This window comes from Pseudosulfitobacter pseudonitzschiae, from assembly GCF_900129395.1.
In the GTDB taxonomy this organism is placed as follows: Bacteria; Pseudomonadota; Alphaproteobacteria; order Rhodobacterales; family Rhodobacteraceae; genus Pseudosulfitobacter; species Pseudosulfitobacter pseudonitzschiae.
In genome coordinates, this window is the sequence record NZ_FQVP01000013.1 from 32,645 (window position 1) to 56,038 (window position 23,394).

19 protein-coding genes are annotated in these 23,394 nt (G+C 65.5%); 11 read left to right on the forward strand and 8 right to left on the reverse strand.

Features of this window, described 5'->3' with window-relative positions:
- Positions 1-19 precede the first annotated feature (19 nt).
- Genes BUC08_RS22245 through BUC08_RS22265 form a run of 5 tightly spaced genes read right to left on the reverse strand, consistent with a single transcriptional unit; the run spans position 20 to position 3,301 of the window.
- Positions 20-337, reverse strand: a complete 318-nt coding sequence (locus tag BUC08_RS22245) for an NIPSNAP family protein (RefSeq protein ID WP_037930083.1) — start codon at positions 335-337, stop codon at positions 20-22.
- Positions 338-346: 9 nt separating this feature from the next.
- Positions 347-1,063: a FadR/GntR family transcriptional regulator gene (locus BUC08_RS22250; protein WP_037930086.1), complete on the reverse strand. Its 717-nt coding sequence runs from the start codon at positions 1,061-1,063 to the stop codon at positions 347-349.
- Between the two features lie 15 nt (positions 1,064-1,078).
- The gene (gene larB / locus BUC08_RS22255) at positions 1,079-1,774 is read right to left on the reverse strand and encodes a nickel pincer cofactor biosynthesis protein LarB (protein ID WP_051694621.1); all 696 of its coding nucleotides are present in this window, start codon (positions 1,772-1,774) and stop codon (positions 1,079-1,081) included.
- The gene (gene larE, locus BUC08_RS22260; protein ID WP_051694622.1) at positions 1,767-2,552 is read right to left on the reverse strand and encodes an ATP-dependent sacrificial sulfur transferase LarE; all 786 of its coding nucleotides are present in this window, start codon (positions 2,550-2,552) and stop codon (positions 1,767-1,769) included. The genes larB and larE overlap by 8 nt, the downstream gene beginning before the upstream one ends.
- The gene (locus BUC08_RS22265) at positions 2,549-3,301 is read right to left on the reverse strand and encodes a FadR/GntR family transcriptional regulator (RefSeq protein WP_037930089.1); all 753 of its coding nucleotides are present in this window, start codon (positions 3,299-3,301) and stop codon (positions 2,549-2,551) included. The genes larE and BUC08_RS22265 overlap by 4 nt, the downstream gene beginning before the upstream one ends.
- Positions 3,302-3,567: 266 nt before the next feature.
- Here BUC08_RS22265 and BUC08_RS22270 point away from each other — a divergent pair, with 266 nt between their 5' ends.
- The 8 genes from BUC08_RS22270 (at position 3,568) to BUC08_RS22310 (ending at position 15,688) form a co-directional block, all read left to right on the forward strand.
- Complete coding sequence (locus tag BUC08_RS22270; protein ID WP_224557603.1) at positions 3,568-4,530, forward strand: TAXI family TRAP transporter solute-binding subunit; 963 nt, start codon at positions 3,568-3,570, stop codon at positions 4,528-4,530.
- 85 nt (positions 4,531-4,615) lie between these two features.
- Positions 4,616-6,490: a TRAP transporter permease gene (locus BUC08_RS22275; RefSeq protein ID WP_051694623.1), complete on the forward strand. Its 1,875-nt coding sequence runs from the start codon at positions 4,616-4,618 to the stop codon at positions 6,488-6,490.
- A 21-nt stretch (positions 6,491-6,511) separates the two neighbouring features.
- Positions 6,512-8,212 (forward strand): thiamine pyrophosphate-binding protein, encoded by a 1,701-nt coding sequence (locus tag BUC08_RS22280; protein WP_037930092.1) that lies wholly within the window; start codon positions 6,512-6,514, stop codon positions 8,210-8,212.
- A gap of 6 nt (positions 8,213-8,218) precedes the next feature.
- On the forward strand, positions 8,219-9,661 hold the full coding sequence (locus BUC08_RS22285) for an FAD-binding oxidoreductase (RefSeq protein WP_051694624.1): 1,443 nt from the start codon (positions 8,219-8,221) through the stop codon (positions 9,659-9,661).
- A 23-nt stretch (positions 9,662-9,684) separates the two neighbouring features.
- Positions 9,685-10,314, forward strand: a complete 630-nt coding sequence (locus BUC08_RS22290) for a glutathione S-transferase family protein (protein ID WP_037930095.1) — start codon at positions 9,685-9,687, stop codon at positions 10,312-10,314.
- Between the two features lie 760 nt (positions 10,315-11,074).
- Complete coding sequence (locus BUC08_RS22300; RefSeq protein ID WP_224557576.1) at positions 11,075-12,031, forward strand: helix-turn-helix domain-containing protein; 957 nt, start codon at positions 11,075-11,077, stop codon at positions 12,029-12,031.
- A gap of 129 nt (positions 12,032-12,160) precedes the next feature.
- Entirely contained in the window at positions 12,161-13,684 is a 1,524-nt protein-coding gene (exaC, locus tag BUC08_RS22305; RefSeq protein ID WP_037930102.1) for an acetaldehyde dehydrogenase ExaC, read from the forward strand.
- Between the two features lie 168 nt (positions 13,685-13,852).
- Complete coding sequence (locus BUC08_RS22310) at positions 13,853-15,688, forward strand: type II toxin-antitoxin system HipA family toxin (protein ID WP_037930105.1); 1,836 nt, start codon at positions 13,853-13,855, stop codon at positions 15,686-15,688.
- A 286-nt stretch (positions 15,689-15,974) separates the two neighbouring features.
- Here BUC08_RS22310 and BUC08_RS22315 read toward each other — a convergent pair whose 3' ends face one another.
- A complete protein-coding gene (locus BUC08_RS22315) occupies positions 15,975-16,661 on the reverse strand; it encodes a 3-oxoacid CoA-transferase subunit B (protein WP_037930108.1) in 687 nt (228 codons plus the stop codon).
- Complete coding sequence (locus BUC08_RS22320; protein ID WP_037930200.1) at positions 16,658-17,365, reverse strand: 3-oxoacid CoA-transferase subunit A; 708 nt, start codon at positions 17,363-17,365, stop codon at positions 16,658-16,660. Before BUC08_RS22320 ends, BUC08_RS22315 begins: the two co-directional genes overlap by 4 nt.
- A gap of 112 nt (positions 17,366-17,477) precedes the next feature.
- On the opposite strand from BUC08_RS22320, the gene BUC08_RS22325 reads away from it, so the two are divergent.
- The 3 genes from BUC08_RS22325 (at position 17,478) to BUC08_RS22335 (ending at position 21,726) form a co-directional block, all read left to right on the forward strand.
- Entirely contained in the window at positions 17,478-18,233 is a 756-nt protein-coding gene (locus tag BUC08_RS22325; protein ID WP_037930111.1) for an IclR family transcriptional regulator domain-containing protein, read from the forward strand.
- A 470-nt stretch (positions 18,234-18,703) separates the two neighbouring features.
- Positions 18,704-20,293, forward strand: coding sequence for a CHAT domain-containing protein (locus BUC08_RS22330; protein WP_051694625.1), 1,590 nt, complete (start codon positions 18,704-18,706; stop codon positions 20,291-20,293).
- Complete coding sequence (locus BUC08_RS22335) at positions 20,290-21,726, forward strand: hypothetical protein (protein WP_037930114.1); 1,437 nt, start codon at positions 20,290-20,292, stop codon at positions 21,724-21,726. Before BUC08_RS22330 ends, BUC08_RS22335 begins: the two co-directional genes overlap by 4 nt.
- A 132-nt stretch (positions 21,727-21,858) precedes the next feature.
- Here BUC08_RS22335 and BUC08_RS22340 read toward each other — a convergent pair whose 3' ends face one another.
- On the reverse strand, positions 21,859-22,869 hold the full coding sequence (locus tag BUC08_RS22340; RefSeq protein ID WP_037930116.1) for a replication initiation protein: 1,011 nt from the start codon (positions 22,867-22,869) through the stop codon (positions 21,859-21,861).
- Between the last annotated feature and the right edge of the window lie 525 nt (positions 22,870-23,394).

Here is a 23,394-nt window from a genome sequence, read left to right on the forward strand (position 1 = left end):
AGGTGGGTGACAAGGCCCCCTACCCTTCGAAAAACGGCGCCGGGGTCAGGATCTTGTTGGTCTGGCTGACCAGATAGCCCGCCTCGGCGCTGCGGCGCAAATAGTCCTGCCAGTCGGGGTCCGCCATCAGGCGCGCCCGCTTGGCGGCGCGGTCGGCGGCGTCGTCATAGGTCCAGACGTGGACAAATGAATTCACGTCCCCCGTCTCGACCTGAGCAAATATCACCGGCGCGCCCAGAATCCGCCGCTGTGCCGGATAGCCATAGGTGCCGTACAGCGTCAGGTGTTTCTGGATCGTGCCGGGGCGGCAGACATAGGTGCGGTGGTCGTAGATCATGGGAGTCCTTCAGGTGTTCCGGCTGTGGTCGGTGACCCGCTGGCGCGCTTGCAGCAGGTGATAGGACATCGACACCGCCGCCGCCTCGCTGTCGCCGGATTTGATCGCCTCTAGGATCTGGCGATGTTCGCGCAGCACCGTGTCGATGCGTTCCTGCGACCCTTCGCGCGTCAGCTTTTGCGCCACGTCGATCGACTGTTCGACCTCTGACCTTGTGCTGTCCAGCATCCCCGCAAAGACCGGATTGCCCGAGGCCTCGGCAATGGCGCGGTGGAACATGTAATCCGCCTCGACCGAGGGCGTGCGCGCCTGCATCGACGCCTCCAGCTCGGCCAGCGTGGATTCGATCCGGGCGATGTCCTTGGGGCCCGCGCGCAGGGCGGCCATGCGGGCGGTGGCGTGTTCCACGACCATCCGCGCCTCCATCGCGCGCATCAGCCCCGCGACCGATCCGGCGGTGGCAAATTCGATCAGCTTTTCCGGCGGACGGCGGCGCACGAACGACCCCACCCCGCGCCGCGCCTCGACCAGCCCGTCCTCTTGCAGCTTGCGCAGCGCCTCGCGGACCACGGGCCGCGACACGCCAAAGCCGGTGGCGATCTGGTGTTCCGACGGCAACCGCTCGCCCTGTTTCAGCAGGTTGGACACGATCTGTTCAAGGATCTGCCCATAAAGCTGGTCGGCCAGCGTCTGCCGTTTCTTGATCATCAGTTTCGGCTGGTCCATCGGCCCCCCCTGGCGTCAGCGCGCCGGTGCAGCGCGGCGCATCATGTTGGCCGTGCGCAGTGCCGCCGTGGCCGCGCCATAGCCGTTGTCGATGTTCACCACTGTAACGCCCGCGGCACAACTTGCCAGCATCGCGTCCAGCGCCACGCGCCCGCCGGTGGCGACGCCATAGCCGACCGAGGTCGGCACGCCGATCACCACGCCGGGCACCAGCCCCGCCAGAACCGAGGGCAACGCCGCGTCCATGCCTGCAAAGACGATGATGATATCCATCGCGCGCAACTGCTCCTCGCGCGCCAGCAACCGCCACAGGCCCGCGACCCCCACGTCTGAAATCGCGGTGGCGTCGAACCCGGCAAAGGCCAGCACCCGCTGCGCCTCGGCCATCGGTCCCGCGTCCGAGGTGCCCGCACTGACCAGCGCAATGCGCGGTGTTGTGGCAAGGTCAGGCATCGGGCCAAGGATCGCGGTGCGGGACAGCGCGCAAAAGTCCAGCGCCCCGCGCAGGTCGTCCGGCAACCGGCCATGTTGCGCGGCGTCCAGCCGGGTCAGCAGCAACCGCCGCCCCTCGCGCACAGCATCGCCGATGATCGCCGCCACCTGCGCGTCGGTCTTGTGGCCGCACAACGCCGCCTCGTCTATCCCGATGCGGGCGGCGCGGTCGCGGTCGAAGGTCACGTGGGGGTCACCGTCTTTGGGCCTGTCAGACATGAACGAAGGTGCTTCCTTGTTTATACGCCTGCACCGTCACGGGCAGGTCGCCGCCAATGGCCCCGCGTGCCAGATCATGCAGGGCGGCGCGACGGTCAGGTGTCAGCGCATCGAACACCCCCCGGTCCAGCGCGATTTCCCAGCCGCCGTGCATCCGCCGGCAGCGCAGGGTGATATTGCCCAAGGCGTCCCGCAACAGGGTTTCCACGCGGTCGATGGTGGCCAGTTCTTCCGGCTCCACCCGCAGGCCGGTCTGAATCCGGCTGGCCAGACAGGGCGCGGCCGGCAGGTCCGCCAGGTCGCCCAGCCCCAGCACCCGCGCCAGCGCGCGCACATCCGATTTGGCCATGTCGGCCGCAACAAAGGGATGAATCACATTATGCTCATCCGCCGCGATCAGGCCGGGGCGGTAGTCGGACAAGTCGTCCGTATTGGTCCCCGCCGCCACCACATCGCCCATGCGCGACAGGGTGCCGTAGAGGTTGACCTTGCAGAAATAACAACGGTTCACCGGATTGGCGCGATAGGACGGATCGTCAAATTCACCCGATTGCACCAGCTTCAGCGTCAGCCCCCGCGCGGCGGCAAAATCGTGCACGCGCGCCGTCGCCGCCGCAGGCACCGCAGGCGACACCGCGTGGCACAGGGTCACGCCATCCGCCCCGCGCGCAAGCGCCGCCGCCGCCGACAGGGTCAGGCTGTCGATGCCCCCGCTCAGCGCCACGGTCAGCGACGCGGGCGCGGTCAGCGCATCGTGCAGGGCTGCGGGCAGCGTCATGCGTCCGACGCCTTGATCCGGCGCAGGTTCCCCAACAACCGCTGCCCCGACAGTTGCAAATGCAGCCGCATCCGGTCGCGCGCCAGACCGCTGTCGCCTGCCGCAATCGCCGCCGCGATGTCGTGATGTTCGGCCACCGCGTCGCGGCTGTTGCCACCGCGTTCAACCGCCTTCAGCCGACCGGCCAGCATGGTCTCGCGCAGGCTGGCGCCCAGGTAGTTGAACAGCCCCAGGTAATAATCGTTGCCCGTCGCGGCGCTGACCGCGCGGTGAAACCGCAGGTCGGCCTCGACCCCCTCGGAGACACCCGAGGCACCGGTTTCGGCGTTGTCGAACATGTCGGCGGCGGCCTCGATCTCGGCGCGGTGCGCGTCGGTGGCGCGTTCGGCGGCAAAGGCGGCGGCCTCGATCTCCAGCCCCATGCGCAGTTCAAGGATATGCGACAGCTTGCGCAGGCTTTCCACGTCCTGCTTGTCGATGGCAAAGCCCATCTGGGGCCGGTCGCTGGACACGAAGGCCCCGCGCCCCTGCTGGCTGGACAGCATCCCCTCGGCCTTCAGCCGCGACACCGCCTCGCGCACCACGGTGCGGCTGACATCCAGATCCTGCGCCAGCGTGGTTTCCGACGGCAGCATCGACCCCACGGGCCAGGCCCCGCTGACCACGTTGTGCCGCAGCACTTCGGTCACCTGATCGCCCAACGTGGCCCCCCGTGCCAGCGGCGCCGAGGCTTGAAATAAGTCGGTCATCTGATCGCCCCTTTTGACAGAGTGATACATCTGTATGACAAGTTGTCAATATTCATGACAACCAAGCAGAACACAGCGTTTCCCCTTGTTTTACCGGCATTCAACATGACAGCAGAAGGGAAATACCGCCATTTTTGTATTTTTATTTGACAAGTAGGGAGAAGCGGCACAGTCTGCCCCCAGCGTCGGCACGCCCGTGCCGTCACAGGAGGAGCAAGCCCGCAAACCTGCGGGTTTCGTCTATATTCGAACTCGGGAGGGGTTTCATGTCCATGTTTACCAAAGCGGTCCGTCGCACCACGGCGGCCACACTTATGTTTGCCGCCGCAGGCGTTGCCGCACAGGCCGAAGAATTTGTCATGGCCACAGGCCAGCAGGGCGGTTCGTGGTATCCGGTCGGCGGCGCGATCAAGGCGATTGTCGAGCGCGAGCACCCCGACATCACCATCACCGTGACCCCCGGCGCGGGTGTGTCGAACGTGGTCGGCGTGGATGCGGGCCGGTTCGCCATCGCCTTTGCCAACTCGATCTCGACCGTGGACAGCCTGACCGGCAAAGAGCCGTTCCGCAAACCCACCACCAACGTCTGCAACCTGGGCATCCTGTATCCGCAGTATTTCCAGATTGTCGCGCTGGCCGATTCCAACATCAAGACCGTGGCCGACATGAAGGGCAAGGGGCTGACCACGCAACAGCTTGGCAACACCGGCGAATTCCTGACCCGCGAACTGCTTTCGACCGCCGGTCTGACCTATGACGACCTCAGCAGCGTTGCGCACACGTCCTATTCCGACAGCGCCTCGCAGATGAAAGACGGCCATGCCGATTTCTTCACGCTGGGTTCGTCGCTGCCCACCGGTTCGGTGATGGACCTGGCGTCCTCGCGCAAGATCACGCTGGTCGACGTGGACCCCGAGACCTTCAAACACTTCAAGGATCAGAACGCGGCCTTCCAACTGCGTGAAGTCAAGGCAGGCGCCTACCCCGGTTTCGACGAAACCGTGCACGCCATCAGCTATGACACGCATATGGTCGCGCCCTGTGACTACAACGGCGACACCATCAAGGCGGTGCTGAGCGCGATTGCCGACAACCCCGACAGCTTTGCCGCGATCAGCAAGACCATGGCGAACCTGACCGTCGAGGAAATGGCGACCGACATCGGTATCCCCTTCCACCCCGCAGCCAAGGAATTCTACGCCGAACGTGGCGTGGCGGGCATGGAATAATCCAGCCCTGGCATTCTGATCGGGCGGGGCCGCTGGCCTCGCCCGTTTTTGACTTTCATCCTTACCAACTGCGCGGGGCCTGCACATGAACCTGGCAATTCTCACCGACAAGATGCCCATCTTTGCCCGAATTTCGCGGCTCATGCTGATCGGCATGGCGCTTTGGCATCTCTACGTTGCCTTTGCCGGTCCCCCGAACCCCTACATCATGCGCGGCGTGCACGTGGCGCTGGCGCTGGTGCTGATCTACTGGACCACCGACCGGCGCGGCCTGCGCACGGACACACCCGGCTGGATCGACGTGATCCTGGGCGCGGTGGCCATGGGTGCGGCGCTGTATCCGTCGTTCAACCTGGATTACATCACCCAGCGGTTTCTCTACGTCGATCCGCTGCTGCCCATCGACATCGTGGTGGGGATCACGCTGGTGGTCCTGCTGCTGGAGGCGACGCGGCGGATGCTGGGGCCGATGCTGCCGCTGACCGCAATTGCGTTCATGGCCTATGGGCTGATGTTCACCTCGACCCTGCCGTCGGTGATCCTGGAACAATTGTTCATGACGCCCGAGGGCATCTTCGGCATCCCGATCGCGGTGTCGGCGACCTATATGGTGCTGTTCATCCTGTTCGGATCGCTGGTTGAAAAGATGGGCGTGGGGCAGTTGTTCATGGACTTTGCCGTCGCGCTGACGGGCCGTCAGGCCGGCGGCCCGGCCAAGGTGGCCTGTGTCACCTCGGGCCTGTTCGGCTCGGTCTCCGGCTCGGCTGTGGCCAACGTGATGACGACGGGCACGTTCTCGATCCCGCTGATGAAACGCATGGGCTTCAAACCCGCCTTTGCCGGCGCGGTCGAAGCTGTTGCATCCACCGGCGGGCAGATCATGCCGCCGGTGATGGGGGCTGCGGCCTTTGTCATGGCGGAATACCTGGGCGTGGGCTACCTGACCGTCGCCAAATACGCGCTGGCCCCTGCGATCCTGTTCTACGTCGCCCTGTTCGCCGCCGTCCACTTCGAGGCCAAGCGCAAGGGCATCGGGTCGGTCCCCAAAGAGGACCAGATCCCGATCAAAGAGGTGTTGATGGAACGCGGCCACCTGTTCATTCCGCTGATCGTCATCGTCGGCGTGCTGATCATGGGCTATTCCGCCCCCTATGCGGCGCTGTGCGGGATCATCTCGGTCGTGCCCGTGGCCGCCATGCGCAAGACCACGCGCCATTACGTGACCGTCGAAAATATCCTCGATGCGCTGGAAAACGGCGCGCGCAACGTGCTGTCCATCGCGGCGGCCTGTGCCTGTGCGGGTATCGTCGTTGGTGTCATCGACATCACCGGCCTTGGCCTGACCTTCTCGAACTTCGTGATCGAGGCCGCACAAGACCGTCTGGTGATCGCGCTGATCCTGTCGATGGTGGCGGGGATCATCCTGGGCATGGGGATGCCCACGACACCCGCCTATATCGTGCAGGTTGCCCTGCTGGTGCCCGCACTGGTGAAACTGGGCGTACAGGTCGAAGCGGCGCACCTGTTCGTGTTCTACTTTGCCATCCTGTCAGCCATCACGCCCCCCGTGGCCATGGCGGTCTATGCCGCCAACACCCTGTCCCACGCCAAGATCGTCGAGGCCAGCTGGGCCGCCGTCAAACTGGGGGCCACAGGATTCATCGTGCCGTTCATGTTCGTCTATGAACCCGCGATCCTGATGCAGGGCGACTGGGTGCACATTGCCATCGTCATCACGCAGGCGACCATCGGTGTGATCCTGCTGGCGGCGGCGCTGCAACGGTATTTCTTCGGGCGCATGGATCTGATCACATCGGCGGTGCTGTTTGCCGCATCCTTGTGCCTGATCTATCCCGATTACCGGATCACGCTGGTGGGCCTTGCCATTGCAGGCGGCGTTCTGGCACTGCAAAAGGTGCGTCACCGCGATACGGTGGCGCCGACACCTGCCAACAACTGAACCGAACGGAGCGTTTTCCACATGACCCAGACCACCCAGACCAAAAGCCGGACCGGCGGACAGGTTCTTGTTGACCAGCTTTTGATTCACGGGGCCGACCGCGCCTATTGCGTGCCCGGCGAAAGCTATCTGGAAGTGCTGGACGCGCTGCATGACGTGCAGGACCGGTTCACCCTGATCAACGCCCGTCACGAGGCGGGCGCGGCCAACATGGCCGAAACCCACGGCAAGCTGACGGGCCAGCCCGGCATTTGCATGGTCACCCGTGGCCCCGGCGCCTGTCATGCCGCCATCGGGGTACACATCGCCCAGCAGGACAGCACGCCGATGATCCTGCTGGTGGGCCAGATCGCCCGCGACACCACCGACCGCGAAGCGTTTCAAGAGGTTGATTACCGCGCCATGTTCGGCCCCATCGCCAAATGGGCCACCCAGATCGACGACGCCCGCCGCATTCCCGAATACATGGCCCGCGCCTTTCGCGTCGCCACCTCGGGCCGCCCCGGCCCCGTCGTCATCTCTCTGCCCGAGGATATGCTGACCGACGTGGTGCAGGTCGCCGACGCGCGCCCCTACGCCGCCACCCACGCCGACCTGTCGGACAGCAGCCTTAAGGCGCTCAAGGCGGAACTGGCAGGGGCCGAACGCCCGCTTCTGCTGCTGGGCGGCTCGGGCTGGTCGGACGAAACGGCCGCCAACATCACCCGCTTTGCCGAAGCCAACAACATCCCCGTCACCACGTCCTTCCGCCGTCAGGACATCGTGAACAACCTGTCGCCGGTCTTTGCAGGCGACTTTGGCACCTCGACCGCGCCCAGCCTGTACGCGCACCAGCGCGAGGCCGATCTATTGGTGGTCATCGGGGCCCGTCTGGGGGAAATGACGACCAAGACCTATACCACCATCTCCTCGCCCAATCCGGCGGTCCGGCTGGTGCATGTCTACCCCGACGCGGACGAGATCGGACGCGTCTATTCCCCCGATCTGGGTCTGGCCGCCGCCCCCGCATCTGTCGCCGCCGCTCTGGCGGATGTCGATCTGGGTCGCGCCGACGCATGGGGCGGCTGGTGCGAGAAACTGCACAACGACTACCTGACCGATTCCGAAGCCCCCAACGGCGGCGACTGGGAACTGGACATGGGCGTCGCCCTGTCCCAGATCCGCGACAGCCTGCCCGACGACATCGTGGTGACACTGGACGCGGGCAACCACACCGGATGGGCGCAGCGGTTTTTGCGCTTTGGCCGTCCGGGGCGCATCATCGGCTCGACCTGCGGCGCGATGGGCTATTCCGTGCCCGCCGCCGTGGCCGCATCGCTGGAAAACCCCGACCGGCTGGCGCTGTCCTTTGTCGGGGACGGCGGCTTCATGATGAGCGGCAACGAACTGGCCACCGCCGCGCAATATGGCGGCTGTCCCATCGTTCTGGTGTTCAACAACGGCGTCTACGGCACCATCCGTATGCATCAGGAGCGTGACCACCCCGAACGCGTGTCGGGCACAACGCTGAAGAACCAGGACTTTGTCAAAATGGCCGAAGGTCTGGGCGCGCACGCCGAACGCGTGACCAAAACCGCCGATTTCGCCGATGCCTTTGCCCGCGCCCGCGCGGCGGGCCGTCCGGCGGTGATCGAACTGGTGACCAACCCCGAGCAGATCTCGACCCGCACCACGATCACCAAACTGCGCGACGCCGCGAAACAAAAAGCAACCGCCGGATAACAGCCAATGTCCCCCACTGCACACCCCTCTGCCGCCATCGTGGCAGAGGATCACAGCGCCCTGATCGCCAAACTGACCGACGCCATCGGGGCGGCCTATGTGCTGACCGATCCCACCGACATGGCGGGCCGTCTGGTCGAGGATCGGGGCCTGTACACCGGCACCGCCATCGCCATCCTGCGCCCCGGATCAACCGAGGAAGTCGCCGCCTGCGTGCGCCTGTGCGCAGCGGCGGGCGTGGCGATTGTCCCGCAGGGCGGCAACACCGGACTGGTCGGCGGCGGCGTGGCGAATGGCGGCGTGATCCTGACCACCGACCGCATGAACCGCATCCGCAACGTCGATGCCACCAACGCCACACTGACCGTCGATGCGGGCTGTATCCTGGCCAACATCCAGCAGGCTGCCGACGACGCGGGCGCGCTGTTTCCGCTGTCGCTGGCGTCCGAAGGGTCCTGCCAGATCGGCGGCAACCTTTCGACCAACGCGGGCGGCACCGCCGTGCTGCGCTATGGCAACATGCGCGATCTGGTGCTGGGGCTTGAGGTTGTGCTGCCCGATGGCCGCGTGCTGAACGACCTGAACGGCCTGCGCAAGAACAACACCGGCTATGACCTGCGCAACCTGTTCATCGGGGCCGAGGGCACGCTGGGCATCATCACCGCCGCCGTGCTGAAGCTGTTCCCCAAACCGGTCACCCGCGCCACAGCACTTGTTGCCTGCGACGGTCCCCAGGCGGCGCTGGCGCTCTACACCCGGATGCGCGCGCAGAACGCCGACACGCTGTCCACCTTTGAATATGTCGAACGCATGGCGCTGCAGATGGTGCTGGACCACGCCCACGGCTGCACCGACCCGATGGCCGAGGTGCACCCCGCCTATTGCCTGATCGAACTGACCAGCGCCAATGCCGCCGACACGCTGGACGCCCGCATGGAAACCGCGCTGGAAGCGGCGTTCGAGGCGGGCGAAATCCACGACGCCGTCATCGGCGCATCCGAAGCGCAAAAAGACGCGCTGTGGGCGCTGCGCGAACACCTGTCGGAATCGCAAAAGCCCGAGGGCGCGTCGATCAAGCATGATGTCTCGGTCCCCGTCTCGCGCGTCGCCGATTTCATCACCACGGCCAAGGCGGCGTGTCTGGCCCACATGCCCGACCTGCGCCCCTGCCCCTTTGGCCACTTTGGCGACGGCAACCTGCATTTCAACCTGTCGCGCCCCGTGGATATGGACGACGCGACATTCCTGGCCGAATACCCCACCTTCAACCGCATCGTGCATGACATCGTGCACCAGATGGACGGCTCCATTTCCGCCGAACACGGCATCGGCCAGGTCAAGCGCGCCGAGCTGCGCCGCTACAAGGACCCCGTGGCGCTTGAGCTGATGCAACAGTTGAAATCGGCAATCGATCCGGCCAACATCATGAACCCGGGCAAGGTGCTGTAACCGCCCCAGACAAGGAACCGCCGATGATCGACCTGTACACATGGACCACCCCGAATGGCCGCAAGGTCTCGATCCTGCTCGAGGAACTGGGCGTGCCCTACACCGCCCATGCCATCGACATCGGCAAGGACGAACAGTTCGCCCCCGATTTCCTGAAGATCAGCCCCAACAACAAGATCCCCGCCATCGTCGATCAGGACACCGGCCTGTCGGTGATGGAATCGGGCGCGATCATGTATTATCTGGCCGACAAACACGGGCAGTTCCTGCCATCGGACGCCGCAGGGCGCGCCAAGGTGATGGAATGGCTGATGTGGCAGATGGGCGGTCTTGGCCCCATGGCCGGACAGGCGCACCATTTCCTGCATTTCAACCCCGGCAAGGCCGCCTATGCCGAAGAACGCTACGCCGCCGAGGTCAAGCGCCTGTACGGCGTGCTGAACACCCAGCTTGAGGGGCGCGATTACATCTGCGACGCCTATTCCATCGCCGACATGGCCTGCTGGCCGTGGGTGTCGCGGTACGAATGGCAGGGGGTTGATCTGGCCGATTTCCCCAACGTCCGCGCATGGTATCAACGCCTGCTGGCGCGCCCCGCGGTGCAAAAGGGGTATCACGTGCCAAAGGTGATGGGCGAAATTCCGGCTGGTTAGGGCCGCGCCGGGCCGAAGCGGGGTAATCAAACGTTAACACCGCTCACCAAAGCCCGGAACAAGGTGCGTAGCACCGCCGGGCAGCGCCCGACCGCCCGTCACGCCAGAGGCGTGCCTAAGATAATCGGCGCACCTTTGGTGCGACGGGCGGGCGCTTCTTCACCGTCCTGCAATTCTGGAACCACACGCCAAAGCGTAGAAATAAAGTGGCATCCACCAAGGTGGTGATGCCCACCCGCGGTCAGGCGCGGCCCTCTGTGGCAAGGTCACTTTCCACTCAGACCGGACCTTCGCCACGTCCGCAAGCAAAAGCGGTGCAAAACCTGACAACCAACGGCCGCTCTGCGGGACTTTGCTGCCGTTTGAAACGGAGTGCAAAGCCGCGCATCGCTGGGCCGAGGTGCGGCGATCCGACCTCTGTGCTTGCCACTTAATAGCAGCCAAACACATCCCACCGATCTGTCACGCACACCATCAACCAAATCGCCGCGCCGTGGGGCGGCCCGGCGATGCGCGGCGGCCTGCGGCCTTGAATCCGCGCGGGGGAATGCGGAAGGGGGTCAAACCCGACCTTCGCCGCGCACGCAAGCAAAAGCGGTGCCGTGGGGCGGCCCGTCATGCCGTAGACATGCCTTGGGCATGATGCGCGGCGGCCTGCGGAAAGGCCTCGTGCCCCCAACCCGCAAAAACCCAAGACTGTTGCGCGATCAAGGGAATCGCCTGTAAACTGCTGCACACCCGCAACCGCCAGAGGTCAGCCGTGCCCCGCGCCCCGTCCCATGCCGACAAGGTCCTGCAGGCGACACAGTCGCCTTCTGCCGCTGCCCGGTCCCAGATCGCGGCCAGCTGGCACCGGTCGGTGCAAAAACACGGGCTGACCCCCGACGAACACCGCGCGCCCGAACGGCTGGAGCAAAGCGCGCTGAACCAGCGCCGCGCCGCGGTCGAGCAATTCCTCAGCGTCGCCGCCCCGCGCCTGGACGCGCTTTTTGCGCTGGTGGGCCTGTCCGGCTTTGCGGTTCTGCTGACCGACAGCGACGGCGTTGTGCTGGACCAGCGCATCTCGGACGCCGACACCGCGGCCTTTGAAAGCTGGGGCCTGTGCGCCGGGGCGAACTGGAGCGAGGAACGCGAGGGCACCAACGGCATCGGCACCTGCCTGACCGAACGCCGCCGCGTCATTATCCACCAGGGCGACCATTTCCTGTCCCGCAACACCGACATGAGCTGTATCGACGCGCCGATCTACGGGGCCGATGGGGCAATCATCGGCGCGCTGGACGTGTCATCGGCCCGCGCCGACCAGACCGAGGCGTTCAACCGGCTGATCAGCGCGCAGGTCGCCCAGACCGCCCGCGCCATCGAAGAGGCCAACTTTCGCTCCACCTACACCCCCGCGCGGATCATCGCCGCAGGCACCGACAGCGACGCCGCCACATTGCTGGCGGTGGACGGCAACGACCTGGTGGTCGGGGCCACCCGCGCCGCACGGGCGCTGTTCGGCATGGCGGGCACCGGCCCGCTGACCGCCCGCCCCGCCGCCGACCTGCTGGGGCGCGACGACGAGAGAACCGGCTTTGAACGGGCCGAACGCGCCGCCGTGATGCGCGCGCTGGCCCGTGCCGGCGGCAACGTCTCGCAGGCCGCACGACAGCTGGGCGTGGGCCGCGCCACCCTGTACCGGCGCATGAAACGGCTGGGGCTTGCCGAAACCTGACCCCGCCTGTCTCACTTCCGAGACAGTTTTCCCGAATTTCCCATTTCCCCCTGATGACGGCTGCCCCGCGCCCCGTCACCTTGAGCGCAATCCGGGAGGGAGACCCGGTAGTCTCAGGAGGAAACACCCATGAAAGATCTCGCACATACCGAATCCGGCACCTACACATCGCCGTTCAAGACCCGCTACGACAACTTCATCGGCGGTTCGTTCGTCGCCCCCGTCAACGGGCGCTATTTTGAAAACGTCACGCCGATCACCGGCGAAAAGATCAACGATTGCGCCCGCTCGGACGCCGAGGACGTGGAACTGGCGCTGGACGCCGCCCATGCCGCCAAGGGTGCGTGGGGCAAGACCTCGGCCACCGAACGCGCCAACCTGCTGCTGAAGATCGCCGATGCGATTGACGCGAACCTGGAACTGCTGGCCCAGGCCGAAACATGGGACAACGGCAAGCCGATCCGCGAAACCATGGCCGCCGACATTCCGCTGTCCGCCGACCACTTCCGCTATTTCTCAAGCGTGCTGCGCGGGCAGGAAGGCTCAATGAGCGAGATCGACGCCGACACCGTCGCCTATCACTACCACGAACCGCTGGGCGTGGTCGGCCAGATCATCCCGTGGAACTTCTCGATCCTGATGGCCGCGTGGAAACTGGCCCCGGCGCTGGCGGCAGGCAACTGCATCGTCATGAAACCCGCCGAACAGACCCCCGCCGCGATCATGGTGCTGGCCGAGATCATCGCCGACATCCTGCCCGCCGGTGTGCTGAACATCGTCAACGGTTACGGGGCCGAGGTCGGCGCGGCGCTGGCCACGTCCAAACGCATCGCCAAGATCGCCTTTACCGGATCGACCGCGACAGGCCGCACGATCATGAAAGCCGCCACCGAAAACCTGATCCCGGTGACGCTGGAACTGGGCGGCAAAAGCCCCAACATCTTCTTCGCCGACATCATGCGCGAGGATGACGCCTTTCTGGACAAGGCGGTCGAAGGGTTCGTTCTGTTCGCCTTCAATCAGGGCGAGGTCTGCACCTGCCCGTCGCGTGCGCTGGTGCACGAGGACATCTACGACGCCTTTATGGAGCGCGTCATCGCACGGGTCAAAGCGATCAAACACGGCGACCCGCGCAACCCCGAAACCATGGTCGGCGCACAGGCCAGCAAGGCGCAGCAGGACAAGATCCTGTCCTATTTCACCATCGGCCGCGAAGAGGGCGCCGAGGTGCTGATCGGCGGCGCGGCGGCAGAGTTCACCGGCGAGCTGGCGGGCGGCAACTATATCCAGCCGACCATCCTGAAAGGCCACAACAAGATGCGCGTCTTCCAGGAGGAAATCTTTGGCCCCGTGGTGTCCGTGACCACCTTCAAGGACGAGGCCGAAGCCCTGGCGATTGCCAATGACACCATGTACGGGCTGGGCGCCGGCGTCTGGTCGCGCGACATGAACACCTGCTACCGCGTCGGCCGCGCCATCGAAGCGGGCCGGGTCTGGGTGAACAACTACCACGCCTACCCCGCCCACGCGGCCTTTGGCGGCTACAAACAGTCGGGCATCGGACGTGAAAACCACAAGATGATGCTGGACCACTACCAACAGACCAAGAACCTGCTGGTCAGCTACAACCCCAACAAGCTGGGCTTTTTCTAAGACTGCTACAGCCCCTCGCGCGGACAGCGCGGGGGGCATCCTGTCCCCACAGACCATCGCAAAACCAAACTTTCGCGCATGTCAGATGCGGGAAAGTTCTAAATCCTTGACGCACACAAGGAAGTCACTATAACTTTCACGCATCTGACATGCGCGAAAGTTTAGCAGTTGCTCTATCTCATCGGTGAAAACCTCGACAAGGCCCGCGCCCACTATCAGGCCGAGACGGGGAAAATCGTCCAGCTTATGCGCGGCATCTATGTCGATGCGGACGCCGATATTGATGCGGTTGTCCTGCGCAACGCCGTGCGGATCGCGCATTACCTTTATCCCAACGCCTACCTGTCCGCCGCCAGCGCCACGCTGCTGGCCCCCACGCGCGACGGGCGCCTGTTCATCAGCGGCAAACGCAACCAGCGGACCCGCCTCAGGGCGCTGGAAATCATCCAGAACGTCGCCCCCGACCAGCCCGCAGTTGCAACCGCCATCGTCGGGGACAGCACCGGGGAATTCCAGATTGCCGTGTCCTCGATGCGGCAGCGATGTCTCGAAGCTTTCCGGCAGCGCAGCGAACACGCCAGCGCCATCGACGACGGAATGCGCGCCCAGATCGCGCTGCGTCTGGTCGAAGAATACGGCAGCCCCGCCGCCGCCGCAGATGCCGTCTGGGCGCTGGCGCGGGACAACAAATGGTACCGCGAGGGCGAACAGGCCGAACGGTATCTGTTGCGCTCTGCCGTTGCCGTGGATGTGCGCAACGAAGCCGCGCTTTCGTTTCATGTGGGCTGGCACGGGCAGGTCATAGGCCGGCTTGATCACGACGGTTTCGAATGGCGCTGGCAGCCGGACGGCGGTTTCGACCTGCCGCTGGTGCAACAGCGGGTTCCCGGCAGGCTGCCCGCTTTCATCCTGTCCCTGCTGCCCGAGGGGTGGCTGGAAAAGGTTCTGAAGGACAAGGACGAACGCGCCATGCTGCGCAGCGGCAAACGGTATATGTCCAACATCACCATCAGCGCGGACGCCGCCGAGCTTGGCTTGCTGCCTGCGGACACGCTGGCCACACGCCTGGGCGACCATACCCGCAACGGCATCTTTACCGGCACTTACGCGGGTCCGGGGCGCGGCAGGCTGGAAGCGGATTTCGAGGCCGGTCTGGCGCGCCTGTACCGGCGCGCCGACACCCCGCGCCTGTCCGGTGTCCAGATCAAGGCGCCGATGTTTCTGGCCCGCGATGGTCGATTGTCGCCAAGCGCCGGATTGCCCTTCACCCACATCCTGAAACCGGCAGGCACCAGCGGGTTTCAGGCGCTGCCGGTGATCGAATATCTTGCCATGTCGCTGGCCGGTGCCACGGGGCTGGCGGTGCCCGCCATCGCACTGGTGCCGATGCCCGACGCCATGCCCCCCGCCCTGCTGGTCGAACGGTTCGACATCCGCACATCGGCCAGCGACACCCGCCGCCTTGCGCTCGAGGATATGTGTTCGGTTCTCGACCTGACGCCTGACGCCAAATACGACGGCACCATCGAACGGATCGCCCGCGCCATCCGGCCCCTGTCAACCGCGCCGCAGGAGGATCTGCTGCTGCTCCTGAAACGCGCCTTGTTCGCGTGGCTGATCGGCGACGGCGACATGCACCTGAAAAACCTGGCACTGCTCAAGATCGCTTCCCCCGCTGCGGACCGGTTCGACACGATCCGCCTTGCGCCGGTCTATGATGCGGTCACGACCCGCGTCTTTCCCGGTCTGGAACACGACCGCATGGCCCTGAAACTGAACGCCAAAGATGACCGCTTGCAGCGGCGGGATGTCTTGCAGGTGGCGGTGGTCGCCGGTCTGACGGCTGTCGGCGTGAACGACGCGATTGACCGGTTCCTGCAACAGTTTGCCCATGCCGCAGACGCGCTGCATGTGCCGGACCTGCCCGGTATCGACCGCGACATCACACAGCGCGCGGCGGCGATGATTGCGATATGCAAGGAGCGGCTGGCGGGGTTCACCTGATCACAGTGGCCAAGGCGCACCTGTGGTTCTGGGTGACAGCCAAATGAACATCCATATGCAGCGAAGGGCGGCTTCAAGCCTTTTGCGCGGAGACAAGGCCGCAGGCCGCCGCGCATCGCCGGGCCGTCCCCCGGCACGGCGATTTGGCTTCGGGTGTGGGCAACAGTCAGGTCGGATGTGTTTGGCTGCCATTAAGTGGCAGGAACCAAAGTTGGATCGCCGCACCACGGCCCGTCGATGCGCGGCTTTGCGAACGGCAACTCAGTCTGCCTAGCGACCACCCGCCCTACAACTCAGGCACCACCAGTTCGCCCACATCCCCGTCACGGTGCAATTCCGCCCCCGTCACCGACTGCAGATCCTCCAGCGACACCGCCGCCAGCTTTTCGCGCAGCACGAACCGTCCGCCGGTCACATCCACCACGCACAGCGACGTATAGACCCGCGTCACACAGCCCACGCCGGTCAGCGGCAGGTTGCAGGCCTCGACCAGCTTGGGCGCGCCCTTCTTGGTCACGTGGTCGGTGATCACCGCCACCCGTTTCGCCCCGTGCACCAGATCCATCGCACCGCCCACCGCAGGCACGCCGCCGCGCCCGGTGGACCAGTTCGCCAGGTCACCGTTCTGCGCAACCTCGTAGGCGCCCAGGATCGCCACGTCCAGATGCCCGCCCCGCACCATCGCAAAGCTGTCGGCGTGGTGAAAGAACGCGGCACCGGGGTTCAGCGTGATCGCCTTTTTGCCCGCGTTGATCAGATCCCAGTCCTCATCGCCGGCATCCGGCGCGCGGCCAAAGCCCAGAACGCCGTTCTCGGTATGAAACACTGCTTCGCGGCCCTCGGGCTGGAACTTGGCCACCATCTCGGGAAAGCCGATGCCCAGGTTGACATAGGCACCGTCCGCAATGTCCTGCGCCGCCCGCCATGCGATTTGCGCGTTGCTCAGCTGGATATCGTTCAGATCAAGGCTCATGGGTACACCGCCTCTTGCCGGTTCAGGATTTCTTCCTGTTGGGGGTTGGGAACATGGACCACGCGGTTGACGAAAATCCCCGGCGTGATCACGTTTTCCGGGTCCAGATCGCCCGCCGCCACCACATGCGACACCTGCGCGATGGTCACCGCCGCCGCCGTCGCCATCACGGGGTTAAAGTTGCGCGCAGCCATGCGGTAGGTCAGGTTGCCCATCGGGTCGCCCCGCTCGGCCTTGATCAGGGCAAAGTCCGCCTTCAGCCCGCGTTCCTGCACATACATGCGCCCGTCGAACTCTGCCACGGGCTTGCCCGTCGCGAGGTCCGTGCCATAGCTGGTGGGCGTGTAGAACGCCGGTATCCCCGCCCCGCCCGCGCGGATGCGTTCGGCCAATGTGCCCTGCGGGACGATCTCCAACTCGATCCCGCCCGCCAGGTACAGCTCGGTAAACACCTTCGGGTCAGCCGAGCGCGGGAACGAACAGATCAGTTTCGCCACCTGCCCCTGTTCGATCAGCGCCGCCAGCCCCACGTGCCCGTTGCCCGCGTTGTTGTTGACGACCGTCAGGTTCTTCGGCCCTGCGTCGATCAGCGCATGGATCAGCTCGATCGGCGCGCCCGACCCGCCAAAGCCGCCGATCATCACGCATGCCCCGTCCGGTATGTCGGCCACGGCCTGCGCTGCGGTGGTCACTGTCTTGTCCATCGTCATCCCCCGGTGTGATCCTCTGTGCCTGATCTCCGGGATCGCGGGGCATCGGGCAAGGGTTTTCGGTCACATATTGAAACTTGTTCGCATCCCGATAAGATCGGTTCGCATGGCGCACAAAACAGATATCATCGGATCACTGACCAAGGGGCTTCAGGTCCTCGAATGCTTTGGCACCGACCGGCCCCGCCTGTCGATTGCCGAAGTGGCCGCCCTGACGGGACAGGACCGCGCGTCGGCGCGGCGCTGTCTGCTGACCCTGCACCACATCGGCTATGCCGCCTATGACGGCAAATATTTCAGCCTGACGCCCCGCGTCCTGCGGCTGGGCATGGGGGCGCTGGCCGCGCTGCCGCTGCCGCAGATCGTTCAGCCGTGGCTGGACCAGCTGTCCGAGCAGATCGGGCAGTCGTGTTCCGTGTCGATGCTGGACGACACCGAAATCGTCTACCTTGCCCGCGCGGCACAGCGGCGGGTGATGTCCATCGGCCTGATGCCCGGATCGCGCCTGCCCGCCCATTGCACGTCGATGGGCCGCGTGTTGCTGGCCGCCCTGCCCGCGCAACAGGCCCGGGCGGTCATCGACGCCTCGGACCTGACGCCGCGCACGGTCCATGCCCTGCACGACCCCGCCGAGATCATGGCCGAGATCGCCCGCGTCCGCGCGCAGGGCTTTGCCGTGATCGACCAGGAGGTCGAGCTGGGCCTGCAGTCGCTGGCGGTGCCGATCATCGACGCCAAGGGCCGCGTGGTCGCCGCGCTGAACACAGGCATGGCCAGCCTGCACGCCACCCCGACCGCGCTGCACGACACCTACCTGCCCGCGCTGCTGAAGGTCCAGGAGGGGCTGCGCCGGGTGCTGTGAAGGCTGTTGCAAGGTCGGGCCGTGCCGGCGGGCGGCCCAGTCCCCGGGCAAGCACGCGAAGGTCTGCTGAGCGGACTTTGTTGCCGTTTGAAATAGAGTGCTAGGCCGCGCATCAACGGGCCGTGGTGCGGCGATCCGACCTGCGTGACTGGCACTTTATGGCAGCCAAGCACATCCCACCTATCCGTCACGCGCAACGGCAGCCAAATCGCCGTGCCGTGGGGCGGCCCGTCATGTCGCAGACATGCCTGAAGCATGATGCGCGGCGGCCTGCGGCCTTGTCTCAGACTTTCCGCGCCTCTTCTGCCCCACGCCAAAGATTAGAAATAAAGTGGCACAAACCGACGTCCCGATGCCCACCCGCGGTCAGGCCATGCACTGTGTCGCTAGGCCACTCTGGCCCCGCTCCCCACCCACCAAACAACATTTGTCACTTGACCCCGCAACGCACCCTCGCGGACAGTCCCCCCATGCTGCGCCTGATCCTTGCCTGTGCCCTGATGCTGCCCCTGCCGCTGCGCGCGCAGGAGGACCCCACGCCCTTGCAGCGCACCGACCTGATGTTCCAGATGGCGCAAACCGTGCAGAACTCGGAAGCAGCGCAGGCCGTACAACAGATCGCCCTGCGCCTTGCCGCCAAGGAACAGGGGCTGGAACCGCTGGCCATCGCGCGCCGTGATCTGGTCGAACGCATCGCCCGCACCCGCGCTGACCCCGCGCTGGACGACGCCGCCCGCCGCCAGCGGCTCGAGGAACTGGACGTCGCCCTGCGCGTCAACGATCAGGCGCTGGCCAAGGGGTTTCCGGCCTACCTCGACATCGTTGCCCCCGACCCGCTGACCATTGCCGAGGCGCAGGCGCGGCTCGACCCCGACGAGGCGCTGATCCAGATGCATCAGGGGCAGGACTGGCTGACGCTCTGGCTGATCTCGGGGCGGCACGTGCTGTGGCACCGCTTGCCGGTGACGCAATCCGACGCGGTGGAACTGGTGGCGATGTACCGCGACACCATGGGGCTGACCGGCACCCTGCGCGCCGCCGCCGCGCTGGACGATGAACCGGTGGCCACGCAACCCTTCAACACACGGCTGGCCGCGATCCTGTACCAATGGCTGTTCGCACCCTTTCAGGCCGAGCTTGCGCAGTACCCCCACCTGATGATCGTCGCGGACAAATCGTGGATCGGGATGCCTTTCGCGACCCTGCTGACCGATCCGGCGCAGGCAGACAGCGACCCCACCCCCGACATGCTGCGCCGCGCCAGCTGGATGTTGCGCGACCATGCCATCACCATGCTGCCCTCCGCGGTCAGCCTGCGGGCGGCGCGGGCGAACCGCCCTGCCCCGCTGCCTGACAGCGGCCTGCCCACCACCACCCTGCTGGCCATCGGCGATCCGGTGTTCACCGGCACCCAAGGCACCGACGCCGTGGTGCGTGCCGCCACCGGCACCGTCGATGTCAGCCGGCTGGCCCCCCTGCCCGGCACCCGCCGCGAGGTCCGCGCCATCGCCGCCGCCTTTGACCAAAGCCACGCGCAGGTGCTGCTGGGCGCCGATGCGTCCGAGACGGTGCTGGAAACGATGGACCTGAGCGACCGCGACGTGATCGTCTTTGCCACCCACGGGCTGATCGCGGGCGAATTGCAGGGGCTGGCCGAACCCGCGCTGGCGCTGACCCCGCCCGCCACGATAACCGGCACCGATGACGGATTGCTGACCGCGGGCGAGGTTGCGGGGCTGACGCTGACCGCCGATTGGGTGGTGCTGTCGGCCTGCAACACCGCCGCCGGCGATGGCGCGGGGGCCGAGGGGCTTTCGGGTCTGGCCCGCGCCTTCTTTGCCGCAGGCGCGCAGGCGCTGCTGGTCAGCCACTGGCCCGTGCGCGACGACGCGGCCGCCCGCCTGACGGCATCAGCCTTTGCCGAAATGCGCGCCCACCCCGACCTGCGCAAGGCCGAGGCGATGCGCCGCGCGATGCTGGCGCTGATGGACGACGACAGCGATCCCAGCCTGTCGCACCCCGTCGCATGGGCGCCGTTCTTTGTGGTGGGCAACCGATGATCCGGCGGCGTGTGATCCCCGCGCTGCTGGCGCTGATGCTGGCCCAGCCGGTGCAGGGGCAAAGCCCGGCGGACTTGCTGAACGATGTCGACCGGATACTGGCCGACGGCGGCGGTCTGGCGCTGGACGTGGAGCTGACCCGCGCCCTGCGCGCCGCCCGTGCTGAGGGTCCGCTTGGCCCCGACTGGGCGCAGGTGATGGTCGTGACCGCAAACCTGATCGCCACGGGCCTGTGCAAGGCCGAACGCGCGCTGGACCTCTATGACAGCGCCCTGACCGTGGCGCAGGACGCCCCCGAGATGCAGCAATTCGTACGCATCTGGCGCGCCTATACTTACGCCTATTTCGGCCGCCCCGATCTGGCCCGCGCCGATCTGGATCGCGTCACCGTGGACCCCGCGACATACCTTGAACGCGACTATGCCGCGCAATTGCAGGGCTGGCTGGCCGGTCCGGTCTCGGTCAGCGACAGCCCCGGTTTTCTGAAATGCACCCAAGTGGCCAGCGACGCCGCCGATCTGTTCAACGCGGGCGATCTGGATCAGGCGCGCAGCCTGCTGATTGGCCTGAACCTGCCCGAGGTGCTGGCGCAGGAACCGCTGGTGCGTATTTCCAACCTGTCGGTGCTGTCGCTGCTGGCGGTGATCAGCGGGCGGATGGGACAGGACGACAGCGCCGTGTTCGACCGGATCATCACCGACCTCTCCGTGCCCGACGTCACGCCCCCCACCCTGCGCCCTGACATGGTCACCGATGCGGGCCACGCGCAGATGGTGGCGGATGTGCTGGACATGGTGGTGAACAGCGACCGCGCCGGCGGATCGGACTCGCGCCGCGCCACGGCCCAACGCTGGCTGGACGGGCTGGCCCCGCAGGACGCGCAGGCCCAGGTCCGCAAGCTCAGCTTTGCCGTGAACGACCACCGCATCGCGGGCGACTGGCACCGGGCCGCGCAGACGGTGCAGGCGCTGCTGGCCCTGCCCGATCTGGACGCCGACCTGCGCGCCATGGCCGAGGTTGAGCTGGTCGAGCTGCAATCCTACATCGCCGTGGCCGAGGGGCGGCCCGTTGACCACATCGCGCTGGCCAATGCCTTTCGCACCGTGTTTGACACCGATGGCATCGCCGTCGCCGTGCGGGTGGACGTGGCCGGCCGGCTGGTGGGGGCGTTTGACCACGCGGGCCACGGCTATCTGGCGCATGTGGCGGGGATCGAGGTCTGGCAATACATGCGCGATGTTCAGCGCGCCACGGCACAGGCGGGCGATTCGGTCGCCGGACAGGGCAAGGTCCTGCGCGCCACCGCCGACATCACCATCGCGGACGGGTTCGACGTGGCCGCCCAGCCCCCCGACGGCACCCCGCCCCCGCCGGGCCTGTGCCAAGAGGTCGTGGGGATCGAGCTGTGCACGATTGTCCTGCAACAGCCCTAAGGCCACAGTGACCCGCGCGGAACCAAGGCCGCAGGCCGCCGCGCATCGCCGGGCCGTCCGCCGGCACGGCGATGCACGGCTTTGCGTTCTATTGCGGAGGGAAGGAGGAAACGGCTTCGTGTCACCCAACCCTCACAGCGGGTTCCGTTCGGCAAACGTGCGGAAAAACGCCAGAAACGCCTTGTCAGGGTCTGTTGCCGGTGCGCGGTCCTTGGCCCATGCCCGCCATTCCCCCTCGACGTGGTAAATGTCAAACCCCGGATGCCGCAGCCGCGCCGTCTCGTAGGTCTCGGACCGCAGCGCCTGCCCCCGGGCCTCCAGCCAGCCGGGGCGGGCGGGCAATGTGTCGCCTTGGGTCCGCTGCTTGCGCCCAACCTTGGAAAACTGCAACTCGCGCTCCGCCGTCGCCGTGCCGCTGGCATCCTTGGCCCACCAGCGCAGTTCCACATGGGTCACCCGCCGCCCGGTCTTGATCGGCTCGACCGACACCACGTAATCGCTCAGCGCGTTGACCTCGACCAGCGCCGGTTCGATCGCCCGCAGCTTCAGGTTCGACCACGAGGTCAGCTTGCCCTTGGGCACGCCCAGAATCCCGCGCAGGTCTTCCAGGCTGAACCGTTCCGACGACCGCCACCTCAGCTTGCCGCGTTTCTGGATCATCTCGTAGAGCGTCAGCGCGTATTTCGATGACAGCGCGAACATCACCTCGCGTTGCAGGCGGGCAAATACGGTGCTGTCCTTGATGATCTTGCGCAGACGGGTGGGAATTTCATATTCGAACAACCCGTCGCGGCGGCTGGATTCGATGTTCCCGCCCAGCAACTGCACCCGTTCAATCGCAGGCGCGCCGTCACGGGTGATGCGCACCTTGACGATACAGGCCATCAGCCGTTCGATGGATTCGCCCACACGGTCGTTGGAATTGTGCGACCCGCGCAGGTCGCCCTTGGAAATGACATGGGTCACCGGCTTGTCGATGGCATCCCACGCGTTTTCCAGAAGCTGGTTGTAAATGCGCCGGTCGGCCAGCGTCAGCGGTGTGACCTCGACCAGGTCCACCAGCTCGCCGGGTTTCACCAGCGTGTCGGCATTGGGCCGCGCTTCGACCGTGCGAACGGGTTTGGGTTTCACGTCCTTCGCCATTGGACTTACCTGCTCAAACTTACTTTTGTAGTTGTTGTCGTGTAAGCTATCACGAAAGGAGGCTTTGGTAAATCACCCGAAACGTAAGCTTTGATTCGGGGCAAAACAGGCACCCGATTCGCATCACGCTGATATTGTTGCAGAAAAAACGGCATTTTTCACCCCCTTGGGACGCCCCCGAAAAGTAAGCTTTGGGCCCGCCCCGATCCGTAAGCGGACAGGCCCCCAGACGTAAGGCCCGCCGCCCCGAACCGTAAGCCAAGCGGCCCCGATATGTAAGCGTAGTGACTGTTTTCCGTGTATTTCCAGTGCATTACAAACCATGAACAAGAACTATTAGAATCCAGAACCAAACAGGGTTTTTCATATTTGATTTTGAGGGGGTGTTGCGCGTTCCGACAGATCACCGCACGCACCGGTAACCCAAAGCTTACAAATCGGGTGCACGGTGCCAAAACCCCGGTAGAATGACGGTGTTGGGCTGGTGATAGGCGTAAACTTCCACTCTTTGACGGCAGAACCCCC